The organism is Streptomyces sp. NPDC057854 (assembly GCF_042797055.1).
Lineage (GTDB): Bacteria > Actinomycetota > Actinomycetes > Streptomycetales > Streptomycetaceae > Streptomyces.
Genome location: NZ_JBHVMF010000004.1, coordinates 17,800 through 42,113, shown reverse-complemented (window position 1 = coordinate 42,113; position 24,314 = coordinate 17,800). Strand labels below are relative to the sequence as shown.

General features: G+C 74.1%; 26 protein-coding genes. 17 read left to right on the top strand and 9 right to left on the bottom strand.

Features of this window, described 5'->3' with window-relative positions; all coding sequences use genetic code 11:
- Positions 1 to 150 precede the first annotated feature (150 nt).
- The 5 genes from ACFVQZ_RS08170 (at position 151) to ACFVQZ_RS08150 (ending at position 4,819) form a co-directional block, all read left to right on the top strand.
- Entirely contained in the window at positions 151 to 1,557 is a 1,407-nt protein-coding gene (locus ACFVQZ_RS08170; RefSeq protein ID WP_383620511.1) for a DUF6421 family protein, read from the top strand.
- A gap of 35 nt (positions 1,558 to 1,592) precedes the next feature.
- Complete coding sequence (locus tag ACFVQZ_RS08165) at positions 1,593 to 2,351, top strand: SDR family oxidoreductase (RefSeq protein ID WP_030498279.1); 759 nt, start codon at positions 1,593 to 1,595, stop codon at positions 2,349 to 2,351.
- The gene (locus tag ACFVQZ_RS08160) at positions 2,348 to 3,427 is read left to right on the top strand and encodes a low specificity L-threonine aldolase (RefSeq protein WP_030498280.1); all 1,080 of its coding nucleotides are present in this window, start codon (positions 2,348 to 2,350) and stop codon (positions 3,425 to 3,427) included. Before ACFVQZ_RS08165 ends, ACFVQZ_RS08160 begins: the two co-directional genes overlap by 4 nt.
- Positions 3,428 to 3,501: 74 nt before the next feature.
- Positions 3,502 to 4,101, top strand: coding sequence for a transglutaminase family protein (locus ACFVQZ_RS08155; protein WP_383620510.1), 600 nt, complete (start codon positions 3,502 to 3,504; stop codon positions 4,099 to 4,101).
- A gap of 25 nt (positions 4,102 to 4,126) precedes the next feature.
- The gene (locus ACFVQZ_RS08150; protein ID WP_030498282.1) at positions 4,127 to 4,819 is read left to right on the top strand and encodes a phenylalanine--tRNA ligase beta subunit-related protein; all 693 of its coding nucleotides are present in this window, start codon (positions 4,127 to 4,129) and stop codon (positions 4,817 to 4,819) included.
- Positions 4,820 to 4,832: 13 nt separating this feature from the next.
- Here the strand turns inward: ACFVQZ_RS08150 and ACFVQZ_RS08145 are convergent, their stop codons facing one another.
- Positions 4,833 to 5,558, bottom strand: a complete 726-nt coding sequence (locus tag ACFVQZ_RS08145; RefSeq protein WP_383620508.1) for a lysophospholipid acyltransferase family protein — start codon at positions 5,556 to 5,558, stop codon at positions 4,833 to 4,835.
- Positions 5,559 to 5,786: 228 nt separating this feature from the next.
- Between ACFVQZ_RS08145 and ACFVQZ_RS08140 the strand changes: the two genes are divergently transcribed.
- The 5 genes from ACFVQZ_RS08140 (at position 5,787) to ACFVQZ_RS08120 (ending at position 10,310) form a co-directional block, all read left to right on the top strand.
- Positions 5,787 to 6,113, top strand: coding sequence for a TlpA family protein disulfide reductase (locus ACFVQZ_RS08140; RefSeq protein ID WP_383620506.1), 327 nt, complete (start codon positions 5,787 to 5,789; stop codon positions 6,111 to 6,113).
- A 220-nt stretch (positions 6,114 to 6,333) separates the two neighbouring features.
- Positions 6,334 to 6,858, top strand: a complete 525-nt coding sequence (locus tag ACFVQZ_RS08135; protein ID WP_383620504.1) for a flavin reductase family protein — start codon at positions 6,334 to 6,336, stop codon at positions 6,856 to 6,858.
- Positions 6,859 to 7,056: 198 nt separating this feature from the next.
- Complete coding sequence (locus ACFVQZ_RS08130) at positions 7,057 to 7,842, top strand: electron transfer flavoprotein subunit beta/FixA family protein (protein ID WP_030498286.1); 786 nt, start codon at positions 7,057 to 7,059, stop codon at positions 7,840 to 7,842.
- 59 nt (positions 7,843 to 7,901) lie between these two features.
- Positions 7,902 to 8,864 carry an electron transfer flavoprotein subunit alpha/FixB family protein gene (locus tag ACFVQZ_RS08125; protein WP_030498287.1) on the top strand — a complete coding sequence of 321 codons (963 nt, stop codon included), beginning with the start codon at positions 7,902 to 7,904 and terminating at the stop codon, positions 8,862 to 8,864.
- A gap of 153 nt (positions 8,865 to 9,017) precedes the next feature.
- A complete protein-coding gene (locus ACFVQZ_RS08120; RefSeq protein WP_030498288.1) occupies positions 9,018 to 10,310 on the top strand; it encodes a DUF6986 family protein in 1,293 nt (430 codons plus the stop codon).
- Between the two features lie 16 nt (positions 10,311 to 10,326).
- Here the strand turns inward: ACFVQZ_RS08120 and ACFVQZ_RS08115 are convergent, their stop codons facing one another.
- Complete coding sequence (locus tag ACFVQZ_RS08115) at positions 10,327 to 11,373, bottom strand: LacI family DNA-binding transcriptional regulator (protein WP_383620502.1); 1,047 nt, start codon at positions 11,371 to 11,373, stop codon at positions 10,327 to 10,329.
- 174 nt (positions 11,374 to 11,547) lie between these two features.
- On the opposite strand from ACFVQZ_RS08115, the gene ACFVQZ_RS08110 reads away from it, so the two are divergent.
- Positions 11,548 to 12,534: an ROK family protein gene (locus tag ACFVQZ_RS08110; protein ID WP_383620500.1), complete on the top strand. Its 987-nt coding sequence runs from the start codon at positions 11,548 to 11,550 to the stop codon at positions 12,532 to 12,534.
- A gap of 19 nt (positions 12,535 to 12,553) precedes the next feature.
- Here the strand turns inward: ACFVQZ_RS08110 and ACFVQZ_RS08105 are convergent, their stop codons facing one another.
- Complete coding sequence (locus tag ACFVQZ_RS08105) at positions 12,554 to 12,742, bottom strand: hypothetical protein (RefSeq protein WP_030498291.1); 189 nt, start codon at positions 12,740 to 12,742, stop codon at positions 12,554 to 12,556.
- A gap of 137 nt (positions 12,743 to 12,879) precedes the next feature.
- Between ACFVQZ_RS08105 and ACFVQZ_RS08100 the strand changes: the two genes are divergently transcribed.
- The gene (locus ACFVQZ_RS08100) at positions 12,880 to 13,917 is read left to right on the top strand and encodes an NUDIX hydrolase (protein ID WP_030498292.1); all 1,038 of its coding nucleotides are present in this window, start codon (positions 12,880 to 12,882) and stop codon (positions 13,915 to 13,917) included.
- 10 nt (positions 13,918 to 13,927) lie between these two features.
- Here the strand turns inward: ACFVQZ_RS08100 and ACFVQZ_RS08095 are convergent, their stop codons facing one another.
- Positions 13,928 to 14,626, bottom strand: coding sequence for an MBL fold metallo-hydrolase (locus ACFVQZ_RS08095; protein ID WP_383620498.1), 699 nt, complete (start codon positions 14,624 to 14,626; stop codon positions 13,928 to 13,930).
- A 117-nt stretch (positions 14,627 to 14,743) separates the two neighbouring features.
- Positions 14,744 to 16,111, bottom strand: a complete 1,368-nt coding sequence (locus tag ACFVQZ_RS08090; protein WP_030498294.1) for a dipeptidase — start codon at positions 16,109 to 16,111, stop codon at positions 14,744 to 14,746.
- Between the two features lie 339 nt (positions 16,112 to 16,450).
- Between ACFVQZ_RS08090 and ACFVQZ_RS08085 the strand changes: the two genes are divergently transcribed.
- Complete coding sequence (locus tag ACFVQZ_RS08085) at positions 16,451 to 17,716, top strand: geranylgeranyl reductase family protein (RefSeq protein WP_383620791.1); 1,266 nt, start codon at positions 16,451 to 16,453, stop codon at positions 17,714 to 17,716.
- Positions 17,717 to 17,811: 95 nt separating this feature from the next.
- Here the strand turns inward: ACFVQZ_RS08085 and ACFVQZ_RS08080 are convergent, their stop codons facing one another.
- Positions 17,812 to 18,282, bottom strand: coding sequence for a nitroreductase/quinone reductase family protein (locus ACFVQZ_RS08080; protein ID WP_030498296.1), 471 nt, complete (start codon positions 18,280 to 18,282; stop codon positions 17,812 to 17,814).
- Between the two features lie 251 nt (positions 18,283 to 18,533).
- Between ACFVQZ_RS08080 and ACFVQZ_RS08075 the strand changes: the two genes are divergently transcribed.
- The 3 genes from ACFVQZ_RS08075 to ACFVQZ_RS08065 all read left to right on the top strand — a co-directional run bounded on the left by ACFVQZ_RS08075 (position 18,534) and on the right by ACFVQZ_RS08065 (position 21,440).
- Entirely contained in the window at positions 18,534 to 19,262 is a 729-nt protein-coding gene (locus tag ACFVQZ_RS08075) for a TetR/AcrR family transcriptional regulator (RefSeq protein ID WP_030498105.1), read from the top strand.
- Between the two features lie 47 nt (positions 19,263 to 19,309).
- A complete protein-coding gene (locus tag ACFVQZ_RS08070; protein ID WP_030498104.1) occupies positions 19,310 to 20,536 on the top strand; it encodes an ROK family protein in 1,227 nt (408 codons plus the stop codon).
- 136 nt (positions 20,537 to 20,672) lie between these two features.
- Positions 20,673 to 21,440: an SAM-dependent methyltransferase gene (locus ACFVQZ_RS08065; RefSeq protein WP_383620495.1), complete on the top strand. Its 768-nt coding sequence runs from the start codon at positions 20,673 to 20,675 to the stop codon at positions 21,438 to 21,440.
- A gap of 6 nt (positions 21,441 to 21,446) precedes the next feature.
- On the opposite strand, the gene ACFVQZ_RS08060 is transcribed toward ACFVQZ_RS08065, so the two are convergent.
- Both ACFVQZ_RS08060 and ACFVQZ_RS08055 read right to left on the bottom strand, forming a co-directional pair.
- Positions 21,447 to 22,028, bottom strand: a complete 582-nt coding sequence (locus ACFVQZ_RS08060) for an ATP-binding protein (RefSeq protein WP_081959682.1) — start codon at positions 22,026 to 22,028, stop codon at positions 21,447 to 21,449.
- A gap of 169 nt (positions 22,029 to 22,197) precedes the next feature.
- Positions 22,198 to 22,515, bottom strand: a complete 318-nt coding sequence (locus ACFVQZ_RS08055) for a hypothetical protein (RefSeq protein ID WP_383620492.1) — start codon at positions 22,513 to 22,515, stop codon at positions 22,198 to 22,200.
- A 227-nt stretch (positions 22,516 to 22,742) separates the two neighbouring features.
- Here ACFVQZ_RS08055 and ACFVQZ_RS08050 point away from each other — a divergent pair, with 227 nt between their 5' ends.
- Entirely contained in the window at positions 22,743 to 23,840 is a 1,098-nt protein-coding gene (locus ACFVQZ_RS08050) for a PLP-dependent cysteine synthase family protein (RefSeq protein WP_107645564.1), read from the top strand.
- On the opposite strand, the gene ACFVQZ_RS08045 is transcribed toward ACFVQZ_RS08050, so the two are convergent.
- A complete protein-coding gene (locus ACFVQZ_RS08045) occupies positions 23,782 to 24,300 on the bottom strand; it encodes an SRPBCC family protein (RefSeq protein ID WP_383620491.1) in 519 nt (172 codons plus the stop codon). The genes ACFVQZ_RS08050 and ACFVQZ_RS08045 overlap by 59 nt on opposite strands.
- Positions 24,301 to 24,314: the final 14 nt, after the last annotated feature.

The window sequence follows — 24,314 nt, the reverse complement described above, 5'->3', positions numbered from 1 at the left end:
CGGCGGAAGCACGTCACCACCCCCCGGCTGACAGGAAAAAATGCGGTCGGGCGGGTGTCTCACGGGAGAATTTCTCTTGCTCCTCTTGCGGTGCTCAGCCCTGCGTGGATACGGTTTCTTGACGCAAGGTTCTCCTGTGGAGGAAGAGGCATGACGGAAATTCTTGTGCAGGACGTGACCGGTGGGGCGATAGCCGCCGACAGCCGGGTGATCGACCACCCGGCGTGGGCCGAGCTCAAGAACGCCGTGGAGGAGCTCCGCGTCTGGCAGAGCGCCGACGGCTCCGTGGACCTGGACGCCGAGGGCGCGCCCGCCCGGGCCGTCGTCGAGCTGACCGTGGACCGCATGGTGTCCGCCGTCGAGCAGCTCTCCCCGCTCGTGCCGCACGACGCCGAGTACCACCGCGCGCTCGTCGCCGACCTGCGCAAGTGGTCCGACGGCGGCTTCGGCGTGCCGGACTTCCTGGACTCGCTGATGGTCTTCCACCCGGCCGCCGGCCGCGCGGACGGGCTCCAGCACCTCGTGCTCTTCCCCATGTACACGCAGAACGGCAACCCGGACCGCAACTTCGAGGCCGTCGTGCTCCGCATGGTCTGGCCCGACTGGCTGGCCGAGCTGGAGGCCACCCGCTACGACAACCCGGGCTTCTGCGGCATCACCTTCGAGGACTTCACCGCCGGGTACGACACCAACTCGGCCGTCCTCTTCCCGGAGACCGTCGCCGTCCGCGAGGTCCCCGAGCGCTTCACCTGGGGCGGCATCTTCTGCGACCGCGAGGCCGCCCGCTTCCGCAAGGTGACCGCCGCCGCCGTCGACACCCTGGGCCTGAAGCTGCCCGCGGACATCGCCGCGATGCTGGACGACCAGACCCGCTGCGAGCAGGCGTTCGTCCTCTGGGACCTGGTCCACGACCGCGCCCACAGCCGCGGCGACCTGCCCTTCGACCCGTTCATGATCAAGCAGCGCCAGCCGTTCTGGATGTACGGCCTGGAGGAGCTCCGCTGCGACCTCACCGCCTTCAAGGAGGCCGTGAAGCTGGAGGCCGAGGGCAACGAGCACGGCCGCGACGTGCAGTACGCCGTCCTCTTCGACCGGATGTTCCGCTTCCCGCTCACCGGCGACCGCAACCGCAACTACGACGGCCTGGGCGGCCAGCTCCTCTTCGCGTACCTCCACAAGAACGACGTGGTGCGCTGGACGGACAACGTCCTCACCATCGACTGGGAGCGCGCCCCCGAGGTCACCAACCGCCTCTGCTCCGACATCGAGACCCTCTACCGCGACGGCATCGACCGCCCGAAGCTGGTCCACTGGTTCAAGGCGTACGAGTTCGTCTCCGGCTACCTCGCCCCGCACCCGGGCTCGAAGTGGGCCAAGGGCCCCGACGCCCTGGACCTCTCCCTCCCGCCGCGCAAGCTCGTCGACGACGTGCTTCCCGACGAGTTTCCGCTCAGCATGTTCTTCGAGGCCCTCGCCAAGAAGATGAAGGGCGTGATCGCCGGGACCAAGGGCATCACCGCCGCGGACATGGCGGGCACCGAGCGGGCCGCCGCGTGAGCGAGGACCGCCAGGAGACGGAGGAGGCGGCACCCATGAACGCCGATTCGAACGGCGGACCCCTCGACGGGACCGTCATCGCGGTGGCCGGCGCGGCCGGCCCCGCGGGCCGGGCGGCGCTGGTCCGCCTCGCCGGCGCCGGCGCGACCGTGGTCGCCGCCGACGCCGACCCCGGGCGGCTCGCCGAGGCGGTCGAGGCCGCCCGCGAGTCCCAGGGCGCCAAGGTCGTCGGCGAGACCGTCGACCTCCTCGACCTCGACGCCACGCGCGCGTGGGTCGAGAAGACGGAGAAGGAGTTCGGGCGCGTCGACGGGCTCGTCCACCTGGTGGGCGGCTGGCGCGGCAGTCCCTCCTTCGCCGAGACCGACCTCAAGGACTGGGACTTCCTGGAGAAGCTCCTGGTCCGCACGGTCCAGCACACCTCGCTCGCCTTCCACGACGCCCTGCTCCGCAGCGGCGGCCGGGGCCGCTACGCGCTGGTCAGCCAGGTCGGCGCGCACAAGCCGCAGGCCGGGAACGCCGTGTACAACGCGGGCAAGGCCGCCGCCGAGGCCTGGACCCTCGCCATGGCCGACTCCTTCCGCAAGCTGGGCGGCGACGACGGCCCGCAGGCCGCGGCTACGATCCTGGTGATCAAGGCATTGGTGCACGACGCCATGCGCGCCGAACGCCCCAACGCGAAGTTCGCGGGCTTCACCGACGTGAAGGACCTGGCCGACGAGATCGCCGGCCTGTGGGAGCGGCCCGCCCAGGAAGTGAATGGACAGCGCCTGTGGCTGACCCCCGCGCCGTGACCGCGGCCCTCGGACCCCGGACCGACGCCCGTCGGCACCACGACCCGTCGGTCCGGGGGTTCGCGAGCGACAACTACGCCGGCGTCCACCCCGAGGTCCTCGCGGCCATCGCCCTCGCCAACGACGGCCACCAGGTCGCCTACGGCGAGGACGAGTACACCGACCACCTCCAGCGGATCGTGCACAGCCACTTCGGCCCGCTCGCGGAGGCGTTCCCGGTCTTCAACGGCACCGGCGCGAACGTGACCGCCCTCCAGGCGCTCACCGACCGCTGGGGCGCCGTGATCTGCGCCGAGAGCGCCCACATCAACGTGGACGAGGGCGGCGCGCCCGAGCGGATGGGCGGCCTCAAGCTGCTCACGGTGCCCACCCCGGACGGCAAGCTCACCCCCGAGCTGATCGACCGGCAGGCGTGGGGCTGGGAGGACGAGCACCGGGCCATGCCCCAGGTCGTCTCCATCACCCAGAACACCGAGCTGGGCACCGTCTACACCGTGGACGAGATCCGCGCCATCGTGGAGCACGCCCACGCCAAGGGCATGAAGGTGCACCTGGACGGCGCCCGGATAGCCAACGCCGCCGCCTCCCTCGACGTGCCGATGCGCGCCTTCACCAACGCAGTGGGCGTCGACGTCATCTCGTACGGCGGCACCAAGAACGGCATGCTCTTCGGCGAGGCCGTGATCGTCCTGAACCCGGACGCGGTCAGCCACATGAAGCACCTGCGCAAGCTGTCCATGCAGCTCGCGTCGAAGATGCGCTTCCTGTCGGTGCAGCTGGAGGCGCTGCTCGCCAAGGACCTGTGGCTGCGCAACGCCCGGCACGCCAACGCGATGGCGCGGCGCCTCGCGGACGGCGTGCGCGCCCTGGACGGGGTCGAGATCCTCTACCCGGTGCAGGCCAACGCGGTCTTCGCGCGGCTCCCGCACGAGGTCAGCCGCCGGCTCCAGAAGCGCTTCCGGTTCTACTTCTGGGACGAGCAGGCCGGCGACGTGCGCTGGATGTGCTCCTTCGACACCACGGAGGACGACGTCGACGCCTTCCTCCAGGCGCTGAAGGAAGAACTGGCCCGCTGAGTTCAACTGCATAGGTATGCGGTCGAGTGGAAAAAGATTGACTCCGCTCGGCCGCCTTCCTATGCTCCTGCCGCATGGAACTCGTGCAGCAGGACCCCGACATCGCCGCGTACCTCGCCGTCGGCGAGGCGGTCGACCACGACCACCCGCTCGTCCGCGCCACGGCCGACCGCATCGCGGCCGATCACCCCGACGCATACGCATACGCCGAAGCGGCCTTCGTGCACGTCCGCGACACCATCCCGCACTCCGCCGACTCCGGAGACCTCCGCGTCACCTGGCGCGCCTCCGACGTGCTGGAGCTCGGCACCGGCATCTGCTACGCGAAGTCGATCGCGTACGCCGCGCTGCTGCGGGCCCGCGGCATCCCCGCCGCCCTCTGCTACCAGCGGCTCGCCGAGGACGACGGCTCGAACCCGGTCGTCCACGGACTGGCCGCCGTCCTGCTGCCCGGCCGCGAGCGGTGGGCCCGCCAGGACGTGCGCGGCAACATCCCCGGCGTCGACGCCCAGTTCTCCCTCCACGAGGAACGGCTGGCCTGGACCGTCCGCCCCGAGTGCAATGAAGTGGATTACCCGGTGCTCTACACTGAACCGCACCCGGTCGTCCTCCACGCGCTCCGGACCGCGACCGACCGGCCCCACCTGTGGCGGACCCTCCCCACGGACCTGTGACCCCCGGCAGCAAGGAACGGCGACCATGCCCCTGACGCTCACCGTCTCCGACGAGGTGCGCGCCCTCGTCCCCGGCTTCACCCACCTCGCCCTCGAGGCCCGCGGGCTCGTCAACGGACCCAGCGACGCGACCAGTTCCGCCCTCCTCGACGAGGCCGCCGCCCGGCTCGCCGCGCGGCTCGACGGCCGCACCCCGGACCAGGACCCGCACGTCGCCGCCTGGCGCGCCGCGTACACCGCCTTCGGCGCCAAGCCCTCCCGTACGCGCAACTCCGCGGAGGCGCTGGCGCGCCGGGCGCTCGCCGACGGCGGACTGCCCCGCATCAACCGGCTCGTCGACGCCTACAACGCCGTCAGCGTCGCCCACCTCGTCCCGGTCGGCGGCGAGGACCTGCACCGCATCGAGGGCGGCATGCGGCTCGTCCGCGCGACCGGCGACGAGGAGTTCGTCACCGTCGCCGGAGGCGAGGAGACCGTCGAGCACCCCGAACCGGGCGAGGTCGTCTGGTGCGACGAGCGCGGCGTCACCTGCCGCCGCTGGAACTGGCGCCAGGGACCGCGCACCCGCATCGACGACACCACCACCGACGCGCTCTTCCTGCTGGAGTCCCTCGCCCCCATGACCCGCGGGGAACTGCTCACGGCCGGCCAGGAGCTCGCCGAGGCCCTCCAGAAGGTCAGCCCCGGCGCCCTGATCACCGTCCGCGACCCGGAGTGACCCGGGCCCGGGACTACTGCCCGGCCGCCTTCAGCTGCTCGGGCGTCGGCGCGGTGCCGCCCAGGTGCGCCGGGATCCACCACGTGTCCGCCGCGTCCTTCGGACGCACCGGATAGGCGCGCTGCGCGGCCTCCAGGAGCTCCTGCACCCGGTCGCGCAGCCGCCGGGTGATGGCCCCCGCGTACTGGTCGGCGGGGGCCTCGACCGGCTCGCCGACCCGGATCGTCACCGGGATGTGGGCGCGCTTGAAGTTCCGCGGGCGGCCCTTCGTCCAGATCCGCTGCGTCCCCCACAGCGCCATCGGCACCAGCGGCACCCCGGCCTCCTGCGCGAGCCGGGCCGCGCCCGACTTGAAGCTCTTCAGCGTGAAGGACTCCGAGATGGTCGCCTCGGGGAAGACGCCCACGATCTCGCCGGCCCGCAGCGCCTCCAGGGCGTGCTGGTACGCGTGCTCGCCCTGCGACCGGTCCACCGGGATGTGCTTCATGGCGCGCATCAGCGGCCCCGACACCTTGTGCCGGAAGACCGACTCCTTCGCCATGAAGCGCACCAGGCGCTTCTGGGGCAGCGCGGCCAGACCGCTGAAGATGAAGTCGAGGTAGCTGATGTGATTGCTGACCAGCACGGCGCCGCCGGTCCGCGGGATGTGCTCCGAACCCTGTGTGTCGATCTTGAGGTCGAGCGCCTTGAACATGGTCAGCGCGGCGCCGATCACCGGTCGGTACACGAGTTCTGCCATAGGAGAGAAACCTTTTCGTCTATGCCTGTGGGAGGGTCTCCCGGCGAAGTTACGCGGCCGTAGGTTTTCGGCTTTGGGCAGATCGTGCCGCATGTGGGCCGCTGTGACCAGTCCAGGGGGCTTCGTACGGGGAGATTCTCGTCACTCGCGGTGGTCGTGGCGGGAATCCGACGCCGCCGTGCGACGCTGCACCGGGGGAGAACAGCGCGGGAACGAGAGGGGACGGACATGACGGCGGACGGGATGCAGCGGCTCGGAACGGCCGAGCTCGGCGGCGCCGGGCTCGGCGAACGGGCCACCCTCGTCCAGTTCTCCAGCGCCTTCTGCCAGCCCTGCCGCGCCACCCGCCGCACCCTCGCCGAGGTCGCCGCCATGGTGCCGGGCGTCGCCCACGTGGAGATCGACGCCGAGGAGCACCTCGGCCTGGTGCGCGCCCTCGAGGTCACCCGTACCCCCACCGTCCTCGTGCTCGACGCCGCCGGCCGGATCGTCCGGCGGGCCGCCGGACAGCCGCGCCGGGCCGACGTCATCGCCGCCCTCGGGCGCGCCCTGTGAGCCGCCCGTCCGCGCGCCCCTGACGCGGTGACACATCTCCCACATCCCGGTACGCACTTGACCCGGGCCGTCACTCGTCGTCACCCTGACGGAGTGACCGGTGAACTCCTTCTCTACGGCCGGGCCCATGTGGACCTGGGCCGTCATGCGAGCGCGCGCTGTCCGGGCTTCTGACGCCCCCGGACCCCGCTCCATGCCGCCCCGCACGAAGGACAACTCCATGACGGTTTCGCCCGAGCTCCGTACCGTTCCCGCGATCGGCGCCCCCAGGGCCGCCTCGTCCGACCTGCTCCGCTCCGTCTTCCGCCGTCACGCCGCCGGCGTCGCCGTGATCACCGCCCACAGCGAGCGCCCCGTCGGCTTCACCGCCACCTCGCTCACCTCCGTCGCCGCGGAGCCGCCGCTGATCTCCTTCGGTGTCGGCACCGGCTCCTCCAGCTGGCCCGTCGTCGCGGAGGCCGAGCACATCGGCGTCCACATACTCGGCGACCACCAGGAGCAGCTGGCGGCCACCTTCGCGCGCAGCGGCGCCGACCGGTTCGCCGCGCCGACCCGCTGGAGCCGGGGCCCCGAGGGCGTCCCGGTGCTGGACGGCGTGCTGGCCTGGCTGGTCTGCCGGGTGGTGGCCCGGGTGCCCGCGGGGGACCACCGGATCGTGATCGCCGAGGCGGTCGCCGGGTCGCCCGACGGCGCCGGCCGTCCGCTCCTCTACCACCAGGGGCGTTTCCAGGCGCTGCGCGACTGAGAGTTCCCGTGACGGCCCTCCCGCGAGCGTTGGCCAGATCACATAGCTGAGCGCTTGCTTAATGGTCACGAACTGGGTGTACTGGCGAGTAATATCTGGTCGGGGCGTCCGGCGCCCCGACCGGAAACCCGCCCTTCAGGCGCCTATGCTGCGAGCAACAAGGCAGCCCAGTTATGACGATGCAGTAGGAGAGCCGGCGTGAGCTTGAGGATCGTTGTCTGTGTGAAGTACGTGCCGGACGCCACTGGCGACCGGAAGTTCGCCGACGACCTGACGGTCGACCGCGAGGACGTCGACGGTCTGCTGTCGGAGCTCGACGAGTACGCGGTCGAGCAGGCGCTGCAGATCGCCGAGGAGGCGGACGACGCCGAGGTCACGGTCCTCACCGTCGGCCCCGAGGACGCGCGGGACGCGCTCCGCAAGGCGCTGTCGATGGGCGCGGACAAGGCCGTCCACGTCGACGACGAGGACATCCACGGCTCCGACGTCATGGCCACCTCGCTGGTGCTCGCCAAGGCGATCGAGAAGACCGGCTACGACCTGGTCATCGCCGGCATGGCCTCCACCGACGGCACCATGGGCGTCCTCCCGGCGATCCTGGCCGAGCGCCTGGGCGTCCCGCAGGTCACCCTGCTCTCCGAGGTCAAGGTCGAGGACGGCAAGGTCACCGGCCGCCGCGACGGCGACACCGCGTCCGAGACGCTGGAGGCGTCCCTCCCGGCCGTCGTCTCGGTGACGGACCAGTCGGGCGAGGCCCGCTACCCGTCCTTCAAGGGCATCATGGCCGCGAAGAAGAAGCCGGTCGAGGAGCTGGAGCTCGACGACCTGGACATCGACGCGGACGAGGTCGGCCTGGCGGGCTCCTGGACCGCGGTGGACTCCGCCGACGAGCGTCCGGCGCGCACCGCGGGCACGATCGTCAAGGACGAGGGCGAGGGCGGCAAGCAGCTGGCCGAGTTCCTCGCGAGCCAGAAGTTCATCTGAGGCTCGCGCGAGCCCCCCAGACCGCCCCGCTCTTTCCGTTCGCAGGAGATTGAAGTCCCATGGCTGAGATTCTCGTCTACGTCGACCACGTCGACGGAGCCGTCCGCAAGCCCACCCTGGAGCTGCTGACCCTCGCCCGCCGCCTCGGCGAGCCGGTCGCCGTCGCCCTCGGCAACGGCGCCGCCGACACCGCCGCCGTCCTCGGCGAGCACGGTGCCGTGAAGGTCCTCACCGCCGACGCCCCGGAGTTCGCCGACTACCTGGTCGTCCCGAAGGTCGACGCCCTCCAGGCCGCCTACCAGGCTGTGTCCCCGGCCGCGGTGCTCGTCCCGTCCTCCGCCGAGGGCAAGGAGATCGCCGCCCGCCTCGCCGTCCGCATCGGCTCCGGCATCATCACCGACGCCGTGGACCTGGAGGCCGGCGCCGAGGGCCCGGTCGCCACGCAGTCGGCGTTCGCCGCCTCGTACACGACCAAGTCCCGCGTCTCCAAGGGCACCCCGGTCATCACCGTCAAGCCGAACTCGGCCCCGGTCGAGGCCGCCCCGGCCGCCGGCGCGGTCGAGGCCCTGGAGGTCTCCTTCGGCGAGCTGGCCACCGGCACCAAGGTGACCGCCCGCACCCCGCGCGAGTCCACCGGCCGCCCGGAGCTGACCGAGGCCGCGATCGTGGTCTCCGGCGGCCGCGGCGTCAACGGCGCCGAGAACTTCGCCGTCATCGAGGCCCTCGCCGACTCGCTCGGCGCGGCCGTCGGCGCCTCCCGCGCCGCGGTGGACGCCGGCTGGTACCCGCACTCCAACCAGGTCGGCCAGACCGGCAAGTCGGTCTCCCCGCAGCTGTACATCGCGGCCGGCATCTCCGGCGCGATCCAGCACCGGGCCGGCATGCAGACCTCGAAGACCATCGTCGCCATCAACAAGGACGCCGAGGCCCCGATCTTCGACCTCGTCGACTACGGCGTGGTGGGCGACCTCTTCGATGTCGTCCCGGTCCTCACCCAGGAGGTCCAGGCCCGCAAGGGCTGACGACCAGCGCTTCCGCAGGTCCGGGGGCCGCACGGCGAGTTTCGCCGTGCGGCCCCCGGCCGTTTCGGTCAACCATTGACGCAGATGCGGCGGCCTACTAACTTCGCTATACGGATTGTTGATTCCGTGAAGCGGAAAACAGGAGGATCAGGGATGGGTCAGCAGGAGAAGGTGTCGACGAGCCTCGCGGGCGCGGTCAGCGAGGACATCAGCGCCTCCCTCGCCGCGGTGGACGCCGAGCTCGACCGCCGCTACCCGGGCGACCCCGGCACCCGCCAGCCCGTCCACACCGTCTACGTCCCCGGCAACGTCTTCGACGCCGGCACCCTCCGCTCCTGGGGCGACCAGGCCCTCGCCGCCCTCGACGAGCACGCCCCGGACGCGGCCTCCTTCGCCGCCGTCCTCGGCCTCTCCGACGACCTCGCCGAGGACGTGTACGCCCGCGTGCGCACCAAGCTGGAGCGGGAGCCGATCGAGGACCTGCGGGTCGACTTCGAGGACGGTTACGCCGGGGCCGACGAGGACCAGGACGCCGCCAAGGCCGCGCGGCTGATCGCGGAGGCGTACGCGGGAGGCACCGCCGCCCCCTACATGGGCATCCGGATGAAGTGCATGGAGGCCGCCGTCCGCGACCGCGGCATCCGCACCACCGACGTCTTCCTCACCGGCCTGCTGGAGAACGGCGGCCTCCCCGACGGCCTCGTCCTCACCCTCCCCAAGGTCACCTACCCCGAGCAGGTCACCGCCTTCGTCCGGCTCCTGGAAGCGTTCGAGAAGGCCCACGGCCTCGACGCCGGCCGGCTCGGCTTCGAGATCCAGATCGAGACCAGCCAGTCCATCCTCGCCGCCGACGGCACCGCCGCCGTCGCCCGCATGATCGACGCCGCCGAGGGCCGCGCCACCGGCCTCCACTACGGCACCTTCGACTACAGCGCCTGCCTCGGCGTCTCCGCCGCCTACCAGGCCAGCGACCACCCGGCCGCCGACCACGCCAAGGCGATCATGCAGGTCGCCGCGGCCGGCACCGGCGTACGCGTCTCCGACGGCTCCACCAACGTGCTGCCGGTCGGCTCCACCGCCCACGTCCACGAGGCCTGGAAGCTGCACTACGGCCTCACCCGCCGCGCCCTGGCCCGCGCCTACTACCAGGGCTGGGACATGCACCCGGGCCACATCCCCACCCGTTACGCCGCCGTCTTCGCCTTCTACCGCGAGGGCTTCGAGACCGCCGCCCAGCGCCTCTCCGCCTACGCCAACCACGCGGGCGGCGACGTCATGGACGAGCCCGCCACCGCCAAGGCGCTCTCCTCCTACCTGCTGCGCGGCCTCCAGTGCGGCGCCCTCGACACCGCCGAGGTCGACGCCCTCACCGGGATGACCCGCGCCGACCTGGAGCGGTTCGCCGCCCCGCGCCGCGGCGACCTCACGGCCGGCGCCGGCCGCTGACCACCGGGCCGCCCGCTCACACGCGCGGCGGCGGCACCTCGCCCGACCCCCGGGCGAGGAGCCGTGTCCCGATGACCACCCGGCGGGGCGCCTCGGCCGCCCCGCCCAGGCGCCGGAACAACTGCTGCGCGGCGGTCCTGCCCAGCGCCGCCGGATCCTGCGCGACCACCGTGACGCCCAGGACGTCGCCCAGCTCCACGTCGTCGAAGCCGACCAGCGCGACCGGCGGGCCGCCGTCCCGGGCGGTGCGCGCGGCGAGCGCCCGCACGGCGGTGACGGTGACCCGGTTGTTCCCCGCGAAGACCGCCGTCACCGGCTCCGGCCCGCCGAGCATCCCCGCGAGCGCCGCCGTCACCCGCTCCGGGTCCGTGGGACCGGGTGCCACCCATCGCTCGTCGACCGGCAGCCCCGCGTCCGCCATCGCCGCCCGGTAGCCGCGCAGCCGCTCGGCCGCGGTGTGGATCCGCGGCCGGTCACCGACGAAGCCGATCCGCCGGTGCCCGTGCGCGATCAGGTGCGCCACCCCGTCCCGGGCCCCGCCGAAGCTGTCGGAGAGGACCGCGTCCGCGTCGAGGAGACCGGCCGGCCGGTCGGCGAAGACCGTGGCCACGCCCGCCCGGATCTCCGGCTCCAGATAACGGTGGTCGTCCCCGGCCGGGATCACTATCAGGCCGTCCACCCGGCGCGCGCACAGCGCCAGCGCCAGTTCCTGCTCACGCGCCGGGTCCTCCGCGCTGGAACCGTTGATCAGCAGCGTGCCGTGCTCCCGCGCGACCTCCTCGACGGCCCGGCCGAGCTGCCCGTAGAACGGGTCGGCCAGGTCCTCCAGGACGAGCCCGATCGTCGCCGTGCGGCCCTTGCGCAGCACCCGCGCGCTGTCGTTGCGGCGGAAGCCGAGCGCGTCGACGGCGTCGCGCACCCGCCGCTCCGTCTCCGGCGTGACGCCCGGCTCGCCGTTCACCACCCGCGACACGGTCTTGAGGCCGACGCCCGCCCGCGCGGCGACATCCTTCATCGTGGGCCGGTTGCCGTAGCGGGGCTCGGGGCGGGGGGTCTCGGCCACGGTGCGGGGTTCCTCCGTACTGGGGTGCCGGCGGGCGAACGCCGGCGGATCATGCGCCTCGGACCGAGCATAGAGCGTGGATAACGTTGTCGAAGCGGGCGCGGGCGCATGGGGAGCGGCGGTCGGCGGTACGGGCCACGGGGCCGCCGCGCGGCCCCGTGAGAACCTACGTCCATGCCCTCCGCAGCCCTCTCCGCCCCCGCCCCCGCGTCCGCCCCCGCCGGGGCCCCCGGCTCCGGCCCGGTCGTCGCGCTCGACATCGGCGGCACCAAGATCGCCGGGGCGCTGGTGGACGCCGGGGGCCGGATCCTGGCCCGCACCCGGCGGGCCACCCCCGCGCGGGAGGACGCCGAGACGGTGCTGGGCGCGGTCGCGGAGGTGCTCGACGCCCTCGCGACCTCCCCGTCCTGGGACGCCGCCGAGGCCGTCGGCATCGGCAGCGCCGGACCGGTCGACGCCGCCCGCGGCACGGTCAGCCCGGTGAACGTGCCCGGCTGGCGCGACTTCCCGCTGGTCGAGCGGGTCCGGGGGCTCACCGGCGGCCGGCCGGTCACCCTCGTCGGCGACGGCGTCGCCATGACCGCCGCCGAACACTGGCTCGGCGCCGCCCGCGGCCACAGCGACGCCCTCGGCCTGGTCGTCTCCACCGGTGTCGGCGGCGGCCTCGTCCTCGGCGGCCGCCTCCACCCCGGCCCCACCGGCAACGCCGGCCACATCGGCCACCTCAGCGTGGAACTCGACGGCGACCCCTGCGCCTGCGGCGGCCGGGGCTGCGTCGAACGCATCGCCGCCGGCCCGCACCTGGCCCGCCACGCCCTCGACCAGGGCTGGCGACCCGGGCCCGACGGCGACGCCTCCGCCGCCGCGGTGGCCGCCGCCGCCCGCGCCGGGCATCCGGTCGCCGTCGCCGCCTTCGAACGGGCCGCCCGGGCCCTCGCGGCCGGCATCGCCGCCACCGCGCACCTGGTCGAGGTCGACGTCGCGGTCGTCGGCGGGGGAGTGGCCGCGGCCGGCGACGTCCTCTTCGTCCCGCTCCGGCGCGCCCTCGCCGACTACGCCACGCTCTCCTTCGCCCGCGGGCTGACCGTCGTCCCCGCCGCCACCGGCACGGACGCGGGCCTCCTCGGCGCCGCCGCCGCGGCCCGCGCCGCCGGGCGCTGAGCCGCCCCGGGCGGCGCGCTCACCCGCGTACCGGCGGGGCGGGCTCCGGTCTGCGCTGCTCCACCACGACCAGGAAGGCGTCGGACGCCAGGTCCATCACCACCCGCGCCGGCACGCCCTCCTCGCGGCACGCGCCCGCGAACTCCTCGGCGGGCCAGTGCCCCCGGGGCCCGCCCGCCGGAAACCGCTCCAGAACCGTACGATCCATCTCCGCACCCCCTCGTGCTGTGGTGCCCAACGACCGGAAGGCCCGAAGCGTTACGGCTCGGCCCGGACGTGTGTTCGTGGTTTTCGTGGCAGGGTGTTGCGGGCAAGCCACAGGGGGCCGTCGATGAGGGGGGAATCGTGATCGTCTGGATCAACGGTGCGTTCGGCGCGGGGAAGTCGAGCACGGCGCGCGAACTGGTCGGACTGATCCCGCACAGCACGCTGTACGACCCCGAGGCGACCGGCGCCGAGGTGCGCCGGCTCCTCCCCGCCAAGCGCCTCGCCGAGGTGGACGACTACCAGGACCTGCCGCTGTGGCGCCGGCTCGTCGTGGACACCGCCGCCGCCCTGCACGCCGAGGTCGGCGGGGTGCTCGTCGTCCCGATGACGCTGCTGCGGCAGGAGTACCGGGACGAGATCTTCGGCGGCCTCGCCGCCCGCCGCATCGACGTCCGGCATGTGCTCCTGGCACCGGAGGAAACGATCCTGCGGACGCGGATCGACCAGCGCGCCGAGTACGGCGACCCGGACGTCGACGCCGCCGTCCGCCGCTGGTGCCACGCCCACGTCCCCGCCTACCGGGACGCCGCCGCCGGCTGGCTCGGCACCGACGCCCACGCCGTCGACAACTCGGCGCTCACCGCCGCCGAGACCGCCCGGGCCGTCGCCGACGCGGTCCGGGACGGCCTCGCCACGCCCTGCGGCATCGTCCAGACCCCGGAACCGACCCGCGAGACGCTGGCCGCCGGCGTCCTCCTCTTCGACGACCAGGACCGCTTCCTGCTCGTCGACCCCACCTACAAACCCGGCTGGGAGTTCCCCGGCGGCGTCGTCGAGTCCGGCGAACCGCCCGCCCGCGCCGGCATGCGCGAGGTCGCCGAGGAGATCGGCCTGGAACTCGACGCCGTCCCCCGGCTGCTCCTCGTGGACTGGGAACGGCCCCAGCCACCCGGCTTCGGCGGCCTCCGGCTGCTCTTCGACGGCGGCCGGATCGCCCCCGCCGACACCGCCCGGCTCCGGCTCCCCGGCGCCGAACTGCGCGCCTGGCGCTTCGTCACCGAGGAGGAGGCCGCCGGCCTCCTCCCGCCGGTCCGGTACGACCGCCTCCGCTGGGCCCTGCGCGCGCGGGAGCGCGGCACGGTGCTCAACCTGGAGGCGGGCGTCCCGGTCGGCTGACCGCCCGGCGTCAGAGCGCCACGGGCCCGGCCGCCGCCGCTGCCGCCAGCCGCTCCGCCGTGTTCTCGGTGACCGCGGGCCCGTGCCCGCAGCACAGCACCGACGGCCGCAGCTCCGCCAGCCGCCGCATCGACTCCAGGGCCCGTGCCCGGTCCACGTGGAACACGCCGAAGGTCACCCCCTGGACCGAGGCCACGACGTCGCCCGCGAACAGCACCCCGTGCCGGGGGAGGTGGACGGCCATCGACCCCGGGGTGTGCCCGGGCACGTGCACCGCCACCGCGCCGTCCCCGAACCCGAGGCCGTCGCCGTCCCCGACCTCCCGGTCCACCCGGGTCGGCGGCGCCTCCGGGCAGGTGAGGCCGTGCTCCCAGAGCGGGCGCTCCCACTCCAGGAGGTCCGGCTCCGGCACCGGCAGGTCGCCGCGGACGTACGGCGCGTCGAGCCGGTGCGCGACGATCTCGGCGCCGTGCCGGTCGGCCAGCTCCTGCGCCCCGCCCACGTGGTCGCGGTGGCCGTGGGTGAGGACGATCCGGGCCAGCAGGTCCGGGTCCAGGCCGGCCGCCCGTATCGCCGCCGTCGTGCGGTCCGCCGATCCGGCCCAGCCGGCGTCCATCAGGGTCAGTTCCGTGTCGTCCCGCCACAGGTACGCCTGCCCGATCCCGTAGTCGAGCAGGTGCAGCCGGGGCGTGATCCTGAGCGCTTCCATACGCCGAACGTAGGCGCCGGAACCGCCCGCCGGGCGTTTCTACGCTCTCCGCGAGGTTCGCCCGACGCTGAACCGCCGGGCGGGGCACCACGCCCCGGCCCGGCGGCCGGCGGACCGTCAGGCGCCGCGGCTCGCGGCGTAGTTCACCAGGAACAGCGCCTCGGCGACCGACAGCCGCTCCAGCTCCTCCGGCGACACCGACTCGTTGACCGCGTGGATCTGCGCCTCCGGCTCGCTCAGGCCGATGAGCAGGATCTCGGCCTGCGGGTAGAGCGAGGCGAGCGTGTTGCACAGCGGGATCGAGCCGCCCATGCCGGCCGTCTGCATCTCCTGGCCCGGGTACGCCACCCGCATCGCCTCCGCCATCGACGCGTACGCCGGGCTGGCGGTGTCCGCCTGGAACGGCTGGCCCTGGCCGACCTGCTCCAGCGTCACCCGCGCGTTCCACGGCGTGTGCTTCTCGATGTGGGCGAAGAGCAGCTTGGTCGCCTCGGCCGCGTCCTGGCCGGGCGGCACCCGCAGGCTGATCTGCGCGCGGGCGGTCCGCGGGATCGACGGGGTCGCGCCCGCCACCGGGTGGCAGTCGATGCCGATGACCGTGACGGCCGGACGCGCCCAGATGCGGTCGGCGACCGTCCCGGCGCCCGGCAGGTCCACGCCCGGCAGCACCTTGGCGTCGGCGCGGAACTGCTCCTCCGGGTACTGCAGGCCCTCCCACACGGCGTCGGCCGGCAGCCCGTCGATCGCCGTCGAGCCGTCCTCGGCCCGCAGCGAGTCGAGGACCCGGATCAGCGCGGCGAGCGCGTCGGGCGCGGCACCGCCGAACTGGCCCGAGTGGAGGTTGCCCTCCAGGGTGTCGACCTGCACCCGGATCATCGTCATGCCGCGCAGGGTCGCGGTGACCGTCGGCAGGCCGACCCGGAAGTTGCCCGCGTCGCCGATCACGATGGTGTCGGCCGCGAGCAGCTCCGGGTGCTCCTCGGCGTACCGCTCCAGACCGCCGGTGCCCTGCTCCTCCGAGCCCTCGACGATCATCTTGACGGTCACCGGCACGCCGCCGTTGGCCTTGAGGGCCCGCAGCGCCAGCAGGTGCAGGATGAAGCCGCCCTTGCAGTCGGCGGCGCCGCGCCCGTACCAGCGCCCGTCCTCGCGCTCGGTCAGCTGGAACGGCGGGGTCACCCACGCCGACTCGTCCAGCTTCGGCTGCACGTCGTAGTGGGCGTACAGCAGCACCGTCGGCGCGCCGGCCGGGCCCGGCAGCACGCCGTACACCGCCTGCGAACCGTCCGGCGTGTCGAGCAGCGCCACGTCGCGGAAGTCCTCGGCGCGCAGCGCGCCGGCCACCCAGTTCGCCGCGGCCTCGCACTCGCTGCGGGGCGCCACGGCCTCGTCCGCGACCGACTCGAAGGCGACCAGTTCCGCCAGCTCGGCCTTGGCCCGCGGCATCAGGGACCGGACGGTCTCGGCGATCGGATTCGGCGTCATGGGCACGCTCCTCGTGGGTGCGACGTTGAGTGCGAGAGGGAGCGAACGGCGTATCGGGTGGTACGGCGATCGCACCGTCGATCCTACGACCGGGCCGTGACCTACCGAGCCGTAGGATGCGGGAAGCAGACGCCGGTCGGATCAGGAGCAGAAGCACACGTGAGCAGCGAGCACGCAGAGAACGCCGGTCCGGAGCACAGCGAGCCGCTCGTGCCCGGCGCGCCGGCCCCGGCGGCAGGCCCGTCCGGCGCGGAGCCGGACGCGGCGCCCGGCCCCGCGGGCGCGACCGGCACGGAGCCCGGCCCCGACACCGGCCCGGACGGGCCCGACGTCTGGGACGTGGTGGTCGTCGGCGCCGGCCCGGCGGGCGCCTCGGCGGCGTACGCGGCTGCGGTCGCCGGCCGCCGGGTGCTGCTCCTGGAGAAGTCCGAGCTGCCCCGGTACAAGACGTGCGGCGGCGGCATCATCGGCCCCTCCCGCGACGCGCTGCCCCCGGGCTTCGAACTGCCCTTCCAGGACCGGGTCCACGCGGTCACCTTCTCGCTGGAGGGCCGCTTCGCCCGCACCCGCCGCTCCCGCCGGATGCTCTTCGGGCTCGTCAACCGGCCCGAGTTCGACGCCCAGCTGGTGGAGCACGCGCAGAAGGCCGGCGCGGAGCTGCGCACCGGCGCGACCGTGACCCGGGTGGAGCAGCACGGGCCGGCCGTGCCGGACCGGCGGACGGTCGCGGTGGTCCTCGCCGACGGCGAGACGGTGCTCGCGCGGGCCGTGGTCGGCGCGGACGGCAGCGCCAGCCGGATAGGGGCGCACGTCGGCGTCAAGCTCGGGCAGGTGGACCTGGGCCTGGAGGCGGAGATCCCGGTGCCGCCGTCGGTGGCGGAGGACTGGAAGGGCCGGATCCTCATCGACTGGGGCCCCATGCCCGGCAGTTACGGCTGGGTGTTCCCGAAGGGCGACACGCTCACGGTCGGCGTCATCTCGGCGCGCGGCGAGGGCGCGGCGACCAAGCGGTACCTGGAGGACTTCGTCGCCCGCCTGGGCCTCTCCGGCTTCGAGCCGGCGATCTCCTCGGGCCATCTGACCCGCTGCCGCAGCGACGACTCGCCGCTCTCCCGCGGCCGGGTCCTGGTCTGCGGCGACGCGGCGGGCCTGCTGGAGCCGTGGACCCGGGAGGGCATCTCGTACGCGCTCCGCTCCGGCCGGCTCGCCGGCGAGTGGGCGGTGCGGGTGGCGGAGGCCGCCGACGCGGTGGACGCCCGGCGCCAGGCGCTGAACTACGCCTTCGCGATCAAGGCGGGGCTGGGTGTGGAGATGGCGGTCGGGCGGCGGATGCTCGCCGTCTTCGAGCGCCGGCCCGGGCTGCTGCACGCGGTGATCACCGGGGTGCGTCCGGCCTGGAAGGCGTTCGCGGACATCACCCGCGGCTCGGCGACCCTGGCCTCCATGGTGCGGTCGAACGGTCTGGCGCGGCGGGCGCTCGAAGTGCTCGACAAGCGCATGGACACGGAGTCGGGCGTCGGCCCGGCGGGCCGCGGCGTGGGCCGCAAGGACGGCGACGACGAGAACGCGGCGCCCGCGGCGACCGCGCCGGCCGAGGAGTCCTGAGCGGGCCCGGGCCGGTTCCGGGAGGCGTGCGCCCGTGGGTGCGCGCGTGCGTGAGTGTCTGAGGGTGGGTACGGGCCGGGGGTCCGTGCCCACCCTCACGCGTCCGGGGCCGCGGTGATGCGGAAGACGGGGTGCTTGGGGGCGATCGCGCGCAGCTCGGCGTCGGTGGAGTCCGGGCCGACGCCGGCGAAGAAGACGCCGACCTCGGCCTTCCAGCGCTTCAGGTAGGCGCGCAGCACCTCGGCCTTGGCGTCGTCGCCGACCTCGGTCGCGGTGAACGGCTCGACGTGCGTGCCGAGGCGCAGTTCGCCGCCGCCGACCGCCCGCATGTTGCGGGTCCACTGGACGTGGCCGCGGGGGGCGACGAGGTATCGCTCGCCGTCGAGGGTGAGGACGTTGACGGGCGTGGTCCGCCAGACGCCGCTCGTGCGGCCCTTCACCGCGAGGATCCGGGAGCCCCAGACGCTGATGCCCCGCCGGGTCAGCCAGGCGACGGACCGGTTGACGACGTTGACGGTGAACCAGCCGGGCTTGACGACGTGCGGGGCGGCGGCGGGGGTGGACATGGGGGCCTCCTGGGGCGGGTGGGGCGATAGGGGCGTTCGGGACTGGCGGGGCAGGCGGGACTGGCGGGACTGGCGGGGTGGGTCGGGCGTGCGGGGCCCGCAAAACGTGAGCGCTGCTCTCGATTCGTAGCGCTTCCCTGAATCGTGAGCACTGCTCTCGCTTGAGAACAGTCTGCACGGATCGACGCTCGCAAGCAAGAGCACTGCTCTCATTTCAGTGCGGCGCTCCGAACCGTGGCAGACTGCTCTCCATGACCCCCGTTCAAGGAGCCCGCGCCCGCGCCCGGATCGAGATCACCGCCGCCATCAAGGACGAGGCCCGCCGGCAGCTCGCCGCCGAGGGCGCCGCCAAGCTGTCGCTGCGCGCCGTCGCCCGCGAGCTCGGCATGGTCTCCTCGGCGCTCTACCGCTACTTCCCCAGCCGTGACGACCTGCTGACCGCGCTGATCATCGACGCGTACGACGCCGTCGGCGCCGCCGCCGAGACGGCTCACGCCGCCGCCGTGGCCGCCGCGCCCCGCGACCACCTCGCCCAGTGGACCGCCGTCTGCCGCGCCGTACGCCGCTGGGCCGTGGAGCATCCCCACGAGTACGCCCTCATCTACGGTTCCCCGGTCCCCGGCTACAGCGCCCCGCAGGACACCGTCGGCCCGGCCGCCCGGGTCGGCCTGCTGCTGGTGGCGACCGCCCGCGCCGCCCATCAGGACGAGGGCGTGGCGCTGCCGCCGCTGCCGGACGGCCTCGCGCCGGAGGCCGAGCGGCTGGCCGCCGATCTCGCCCCCGACCTGCCGCCCGCGCTCGCCGTCGCCCTCGTCTTCGCCTGGGCGCAGCTCTTCGGCCTGGTGTCGTTCGAGGTGTTCGGCCAGTTCAACAGGATCGTGGAGGACCGGGACGCGTTCTTCGCCACCGCCGCCGAACGCCTCGGCCGCGAGGTCGGCCTGTTGTCCCGGCCGCGCTCCCGTACCCGCCCCCGGCCGTGACGGGAGCGGGTCCGGCGGCGGGCGCCGATCATGGCAGACTCGGGCGCATGAACGGCAAGGCGACGACGACGCGTACTCGGCTGGACAGGGGGCGGAGCGCGCTCGGTCCCGCCCTGGAGCTGGTGCACACCGGACGGGCGCCGACGCGGGCCGTCCTCACCGCCGAGCTGGGCGTCACCCGCGCCACCGCCGGAGCCGTCGCCGCCGAGCTGGAGGCCCTCGGGCTCATCCGGGTCGACTCCAACCCCGGCGCCGCCGCCGGTTCGCAGGGCCGGCCGTCGCACCGGCTCGCGGTCGACGAGAAGGGGCCCGTGGCGCTCGCCGCGCAGGTCCACGCGGACGGTTTCCGGGCCGCGCTGATCGGTCTCGGCGGCACCGTCGTCGCCACCGTCCCCGGCAAGGTGACGGTCTCGGCGGATCCGGCGCAGGTCCTCGGCGCCGTCGTGGACGCGGGGGCCGCGCTTCTGCGGGAGACCGGGCGGCGCTGCGTCGGCGCCGGCCTCGCCGTGCCGTCCGCCGTCGCCGAGCCCGAGGGCACCGCGCTGAACCCGCTCCACCTGGCCTGGCCGGCGGGCGCGCCGGTCCGCGAGATCTTCGCCGACCGGATCCGGGACGCCGGCGTCGAGGGACCGGCCTTCACCGGCAACGACGTGAACCTCGCCGCGCTCGCCGAGCACCGGCACGGCGCCGGGCGCGGCGCCCGTGACCTGCTCTGCGTGGCGACCGGGCACCGGGGCGTCGGCGGGGCGCTCGTCCTCGACGGGCGGCTCCACACGGGCAGTTCGGGCCTCGCCCTGGAGGTGGGCCATCTGCCGGTCAACCCGGAGGGCGGTCCCTGCCACTGCGGCGGCCGGGGCTGCCTGGACGTCGAGACCGATCCGCTGGCCTTCCTCACCGTCGCCGGCCGCGCGCCCGGCCCGGAGGTGTCGCTGCTCCAGCAGGCCCGCGACCTGCTCAGGAACGCACCCGACGACCCGGGGGTGCGGGCCGCGGTGGAGGAGCTGATCGACCGTCTCGGCCTCGGCCTCGCGGGCCTGGTGAACATCCTCAACCCGGACCGGATCATCCTCGGCGGCCTCCATCGCGAGCTGCTGGACGCCGACCCGGAGCGGCTGCGCGCGGTCGTCGCGGACCGCAGCCTGTGGGGCCGCAGCGGCGGCGTGCCGATCCTGCCCTGCACCCTCGACCACAACAGCCTGGTGGGCGCGGCCGAACTGGCCTGGCAGCCGGTCCTCGACGACCCGCTGGCCGCCCTCGCCGGCGCCCCCGTGTGACCGGAGGACGGGCCGGAGTGTGGACCGGGGACCCGTCGGGGGACGGGCCCGAGGACGGGACTCCGCCGCGGGTCCGGCGGGCGCGGCCCGGAAAAGCGGTGGGCCGGGTCCGCCGCGGCCGGTAGCCTCGCCGTCCATGATCTCCACCGACGCCGAACTCCCGCCCCGCCTGGGCAGTCTCACCTTCCACGGCCCGCTCTCCGAGGAGCGCGCCGCGAGCCTGGTCCGCCGGATCGCCGCCGCCTCGCCCGCCGACGTCCTCGACATCGGCTGCGGCTGGGGCGAGCTGCTGCTCCGCATCCTCGACGCGGTGCCCGGCGCCCAGGGCGTCGGCATCGACATCAACGCCGAGGACCTGGCCCGGGGCCGGGCGCTCGCCGCCGAGCGCGGCCTCGCCGACCGCACGCTCTTCGTGGAGGAGTCCGCGCGCGGCACCGCCCGCGGCCCCGTCGACGCGATCCTCTGCCTCGGCGCCAGCCAGGCGCTGTGCGACCCGGAGCGGCACGACCCGGCGGAGGCGCTGCGCGAGCTGCGCCGGCTGGTCCGGCCCGGCGGCCTGGTCGTGCTCGGCGAGGGCTTCTGGGAGCGGATCCCGGAGGAGGGGGAGCTGGCCGCGATGTGGCCCGGCGCGAGCGCCGCCGACCACCTGCCGCTGGGCGGGCTCGTCGACCTGGCGATCGGGGCGGGGTTCCGCCCGGCGTGGATCGAGACGGCCGGCCGCGACGAGTGGGAGGCGTTCGAGTCCGGCTACCGGTACGACACGGAGGTGTGGCTCGCCGCCCACCCGGACCACCCGCTGGCCGCCGAGACCCGCGAGCGGGTCGACCGGCAGCGGTCGAGCTGGCTGAACGGCTACCGGAACGTCCTGGGCATCGCCTATCTGACCCTGGTCGCCACCGCCTGAGCGGGCTCAGACCAGGGCGCCGCCCGCCGCGAGCGCCGGGGCCTGGGCGGGCGCGCTCAGGGGCGCGCCCGCGAGCCGGCCGTACGAGACGACCGGGGCGAGCGGCACCAGGCCGAAGCCGAGGCCGGCCTCGGCGGCGGCGACGGCCGGACCGCCGGCGTACGGCGGCGCGGTGAGGGTGAACCAGACGACCTTGCCGCCCGTCCCGTGCGGACGGGCGCCCCAGCTGTCGCTGAGCGCCCCGACGAGGGCGAGGCCGCGGCCCGAGGTGGCGAGCGCGTCCGGCCCGTCCTGCGGGTCGTCGCCGGTCGTCCCGGCGGCGGCCGCCGGTATCCGGGGGTCGTTGTCCCGGACCGAGACGGTCAGCCGGTCGAGCAGGAGTTCCAGCTCGACGGTGCACTCCTTGTCGGGCTGCGCGTGGCGGTGCACGTTGGTCAACAGCTCGGTCACTCCCAGTGCGACGGGATCGACCAAGTCGTCGAGCTGCCAATGGCGCAGATGGGCGGCGACGATCCTGCGGATCTGTCGGATGCGGTGCGGCAGGGCATGGAGCTCCACCGCGTAATACCTGCTCGGCTCGCTGATCACGGCTGCGACTCCCCGAAGTGGTCCTGAAGAAGACGGAGATTCGGATCTGTCATGCGGTACATCAGGGCGGCGCACTGAGCTCAGTGTCACCGCCGGTGAACCCTCAGTGAGGTGGTTCCAGCGTGACCCGGCCGTCACCGGCCCGCAACCCGCCGCGAGCCCGCGCAGGTCAGCGCCCTCCCGCGGCCCGCTTCAGCGCGGCGAGGAAGCGGCCCGCCTGCTCGGCGTCCCGGTCGTCGTCCTCGCCGGCGGCGTCCATGGTGAGGCGGTACCGCGTGCCGTTCACCCGCGCCACCGTCTCGTCCCCCTTCGCGAACCACGGGCGGCCCGCCCGGACCGCCTTCACGGGCGCGCTGTCGATCTCGGAGCCGTAACTCGTGAGCAGCGCGAGCCGGCCGTCCTCGATGCGGACCTCGCCGGCCCGGGTGAGCGAGCGCTGCCGGCTCTCGATGCGTACGCCCCTGGCGCTGAACTCCGGTTCCGTCATGCCGGTCCACCCCTTCCGCCTGTGCGTTCCTCCCCAGTGTGCCGGGCCGTCGGCGCGGGCACCAGGGAGCGTCGTACGGGCGTTCCCCAAGGCGTGCCTATGGAGCGTCAAAGGGAACGTTTGCCCAGGTGGGAGGGGGTATCGTCGGGGGTGGGAAGCCCGGGGCCCGGCCCCGGCGGGACAGCGAGGAGAGACCGTTGAGCACCACCCCGCACACCGTCCAGGCCATGGCCACCGTGGACGTCGACCGCAGCGATCCCGCCTACCGCGCCTGGCTGAAGGAAGCGGTCCGCAAGGTCCAGGCCGACGCCAACCGCTCCGCCGACACCCACCTCCTGCGCTTCCCGCTGCCCGACAAGTGGGGCATCGACCTCTACCTCAAGGACGAGTCCACCCACCCGACCGGCAGCCTCAAGCACCGGCTCGCCCGCTCGCTCTTCCTGTACGCGCTCTGCAACGGCCGGCTCCGCCCCGGCAAGCCCGTCATCGAGGCGTCCAGCGGCTCGACCGCCGTCTCCGAGGCGTACTTCGCGAAGCTCATCGGCGTCCCGTTCGTCGCCGTCATGCCCCGCACCACCAGCCCCGAGAAGTGCCGGCTCATCGAATTCCACGGCGGGCAATGCCACTTCGTGGACGACCCGCGCTCGATGTACGCGGAGTCGGCGGCGCTCGCGGCCCGCACCGGCGGCCACTACATGGACCAGTTCACCTACGCCGAACGGGCCACCGACTGGCGCGGCAACAACAACATCGCCGAGTCGATCTACCAGCAGCTGCGGCTGGAGCGGTACCCCGAGCCGGCCTGGATCGTCGCCACCGCCGGTACCGGCGGCACCTCCGCCACCATCGCCCGCTACGTCCACTACACCCAGCAGGACACCCGGATCTGCGTCGCCGACCCGGAGAACTCCTGCTTCTTCGACGGCTGGGTGCACCACGACCCCGACGCCACCGCCGACTGCGGGTCCCGCATCGAGGGCATCGGCCGGCCCCGGATGGAGCCCAGCTTCGTGCCCGGCGCCGTCGACCGGATGATGAAGGTCCCGGACGCGGCGAGCGTGGCCGCCGTCCGCGCCCTGGAGACCGCCATCGGCCGGAAGGCGGGCGGCTCCACCGGCACCGGCCTGTGGAGCGCCTTCAAAATCGTGGCCGAGATGGTCGCCGAGGAGCGCACCGGCAGCGTCGTCACCCTCATCTGCGACCCCGGCGACCGCTACCTCGACAAGTACTACTCCGACGCCTGGCTCGCCGAGCAGGGCCTCGACATCACCCCGTACGCGGCGGCCGTGGAGCGGTTCCTGGCGACGGGCGTCTGGCCGGAATGAGCCGCCGGTCCAGCGCCGACGCCGCCCGCCGGAACGACACGCCGAGGCCCGGCGAGGCCAGCCGCAGCCCCGCGCGGAACGCGGCGGGGCCGTCGGCCGCCATCGTCCAGCGCAGCCGCGTCCCCGCGCCCGACGGCGCCAGCGCCCACTCCTCGGCCAGCGCGGAGACGGCCGGCGCGTTGGTGAGGTCGACACGGTAGGCGTAGCGGAGGTCCGGTTCGGCGGCCAGGATCGTCTCCTCGAACCGGACGCCGCCGCGCAGCCGTATCGTCCGGCGCGCTCCGTCGTCGAGGGGGACGGCCGAGGCGACCGGGGCGAACCAGGCGGGCAGGCTGCCCACCTCCACCGCGATCGCGCGGTAGACGGCCGGGGGCGGCGCCTGGAGCACCGCCTCGAAGGCGAGGCGGACGGGCGCGGCGCCGGTGAAGTCGAGCTCCACCGGCCGGAGTCGGCGTGGCATGGACCGGACCTCCC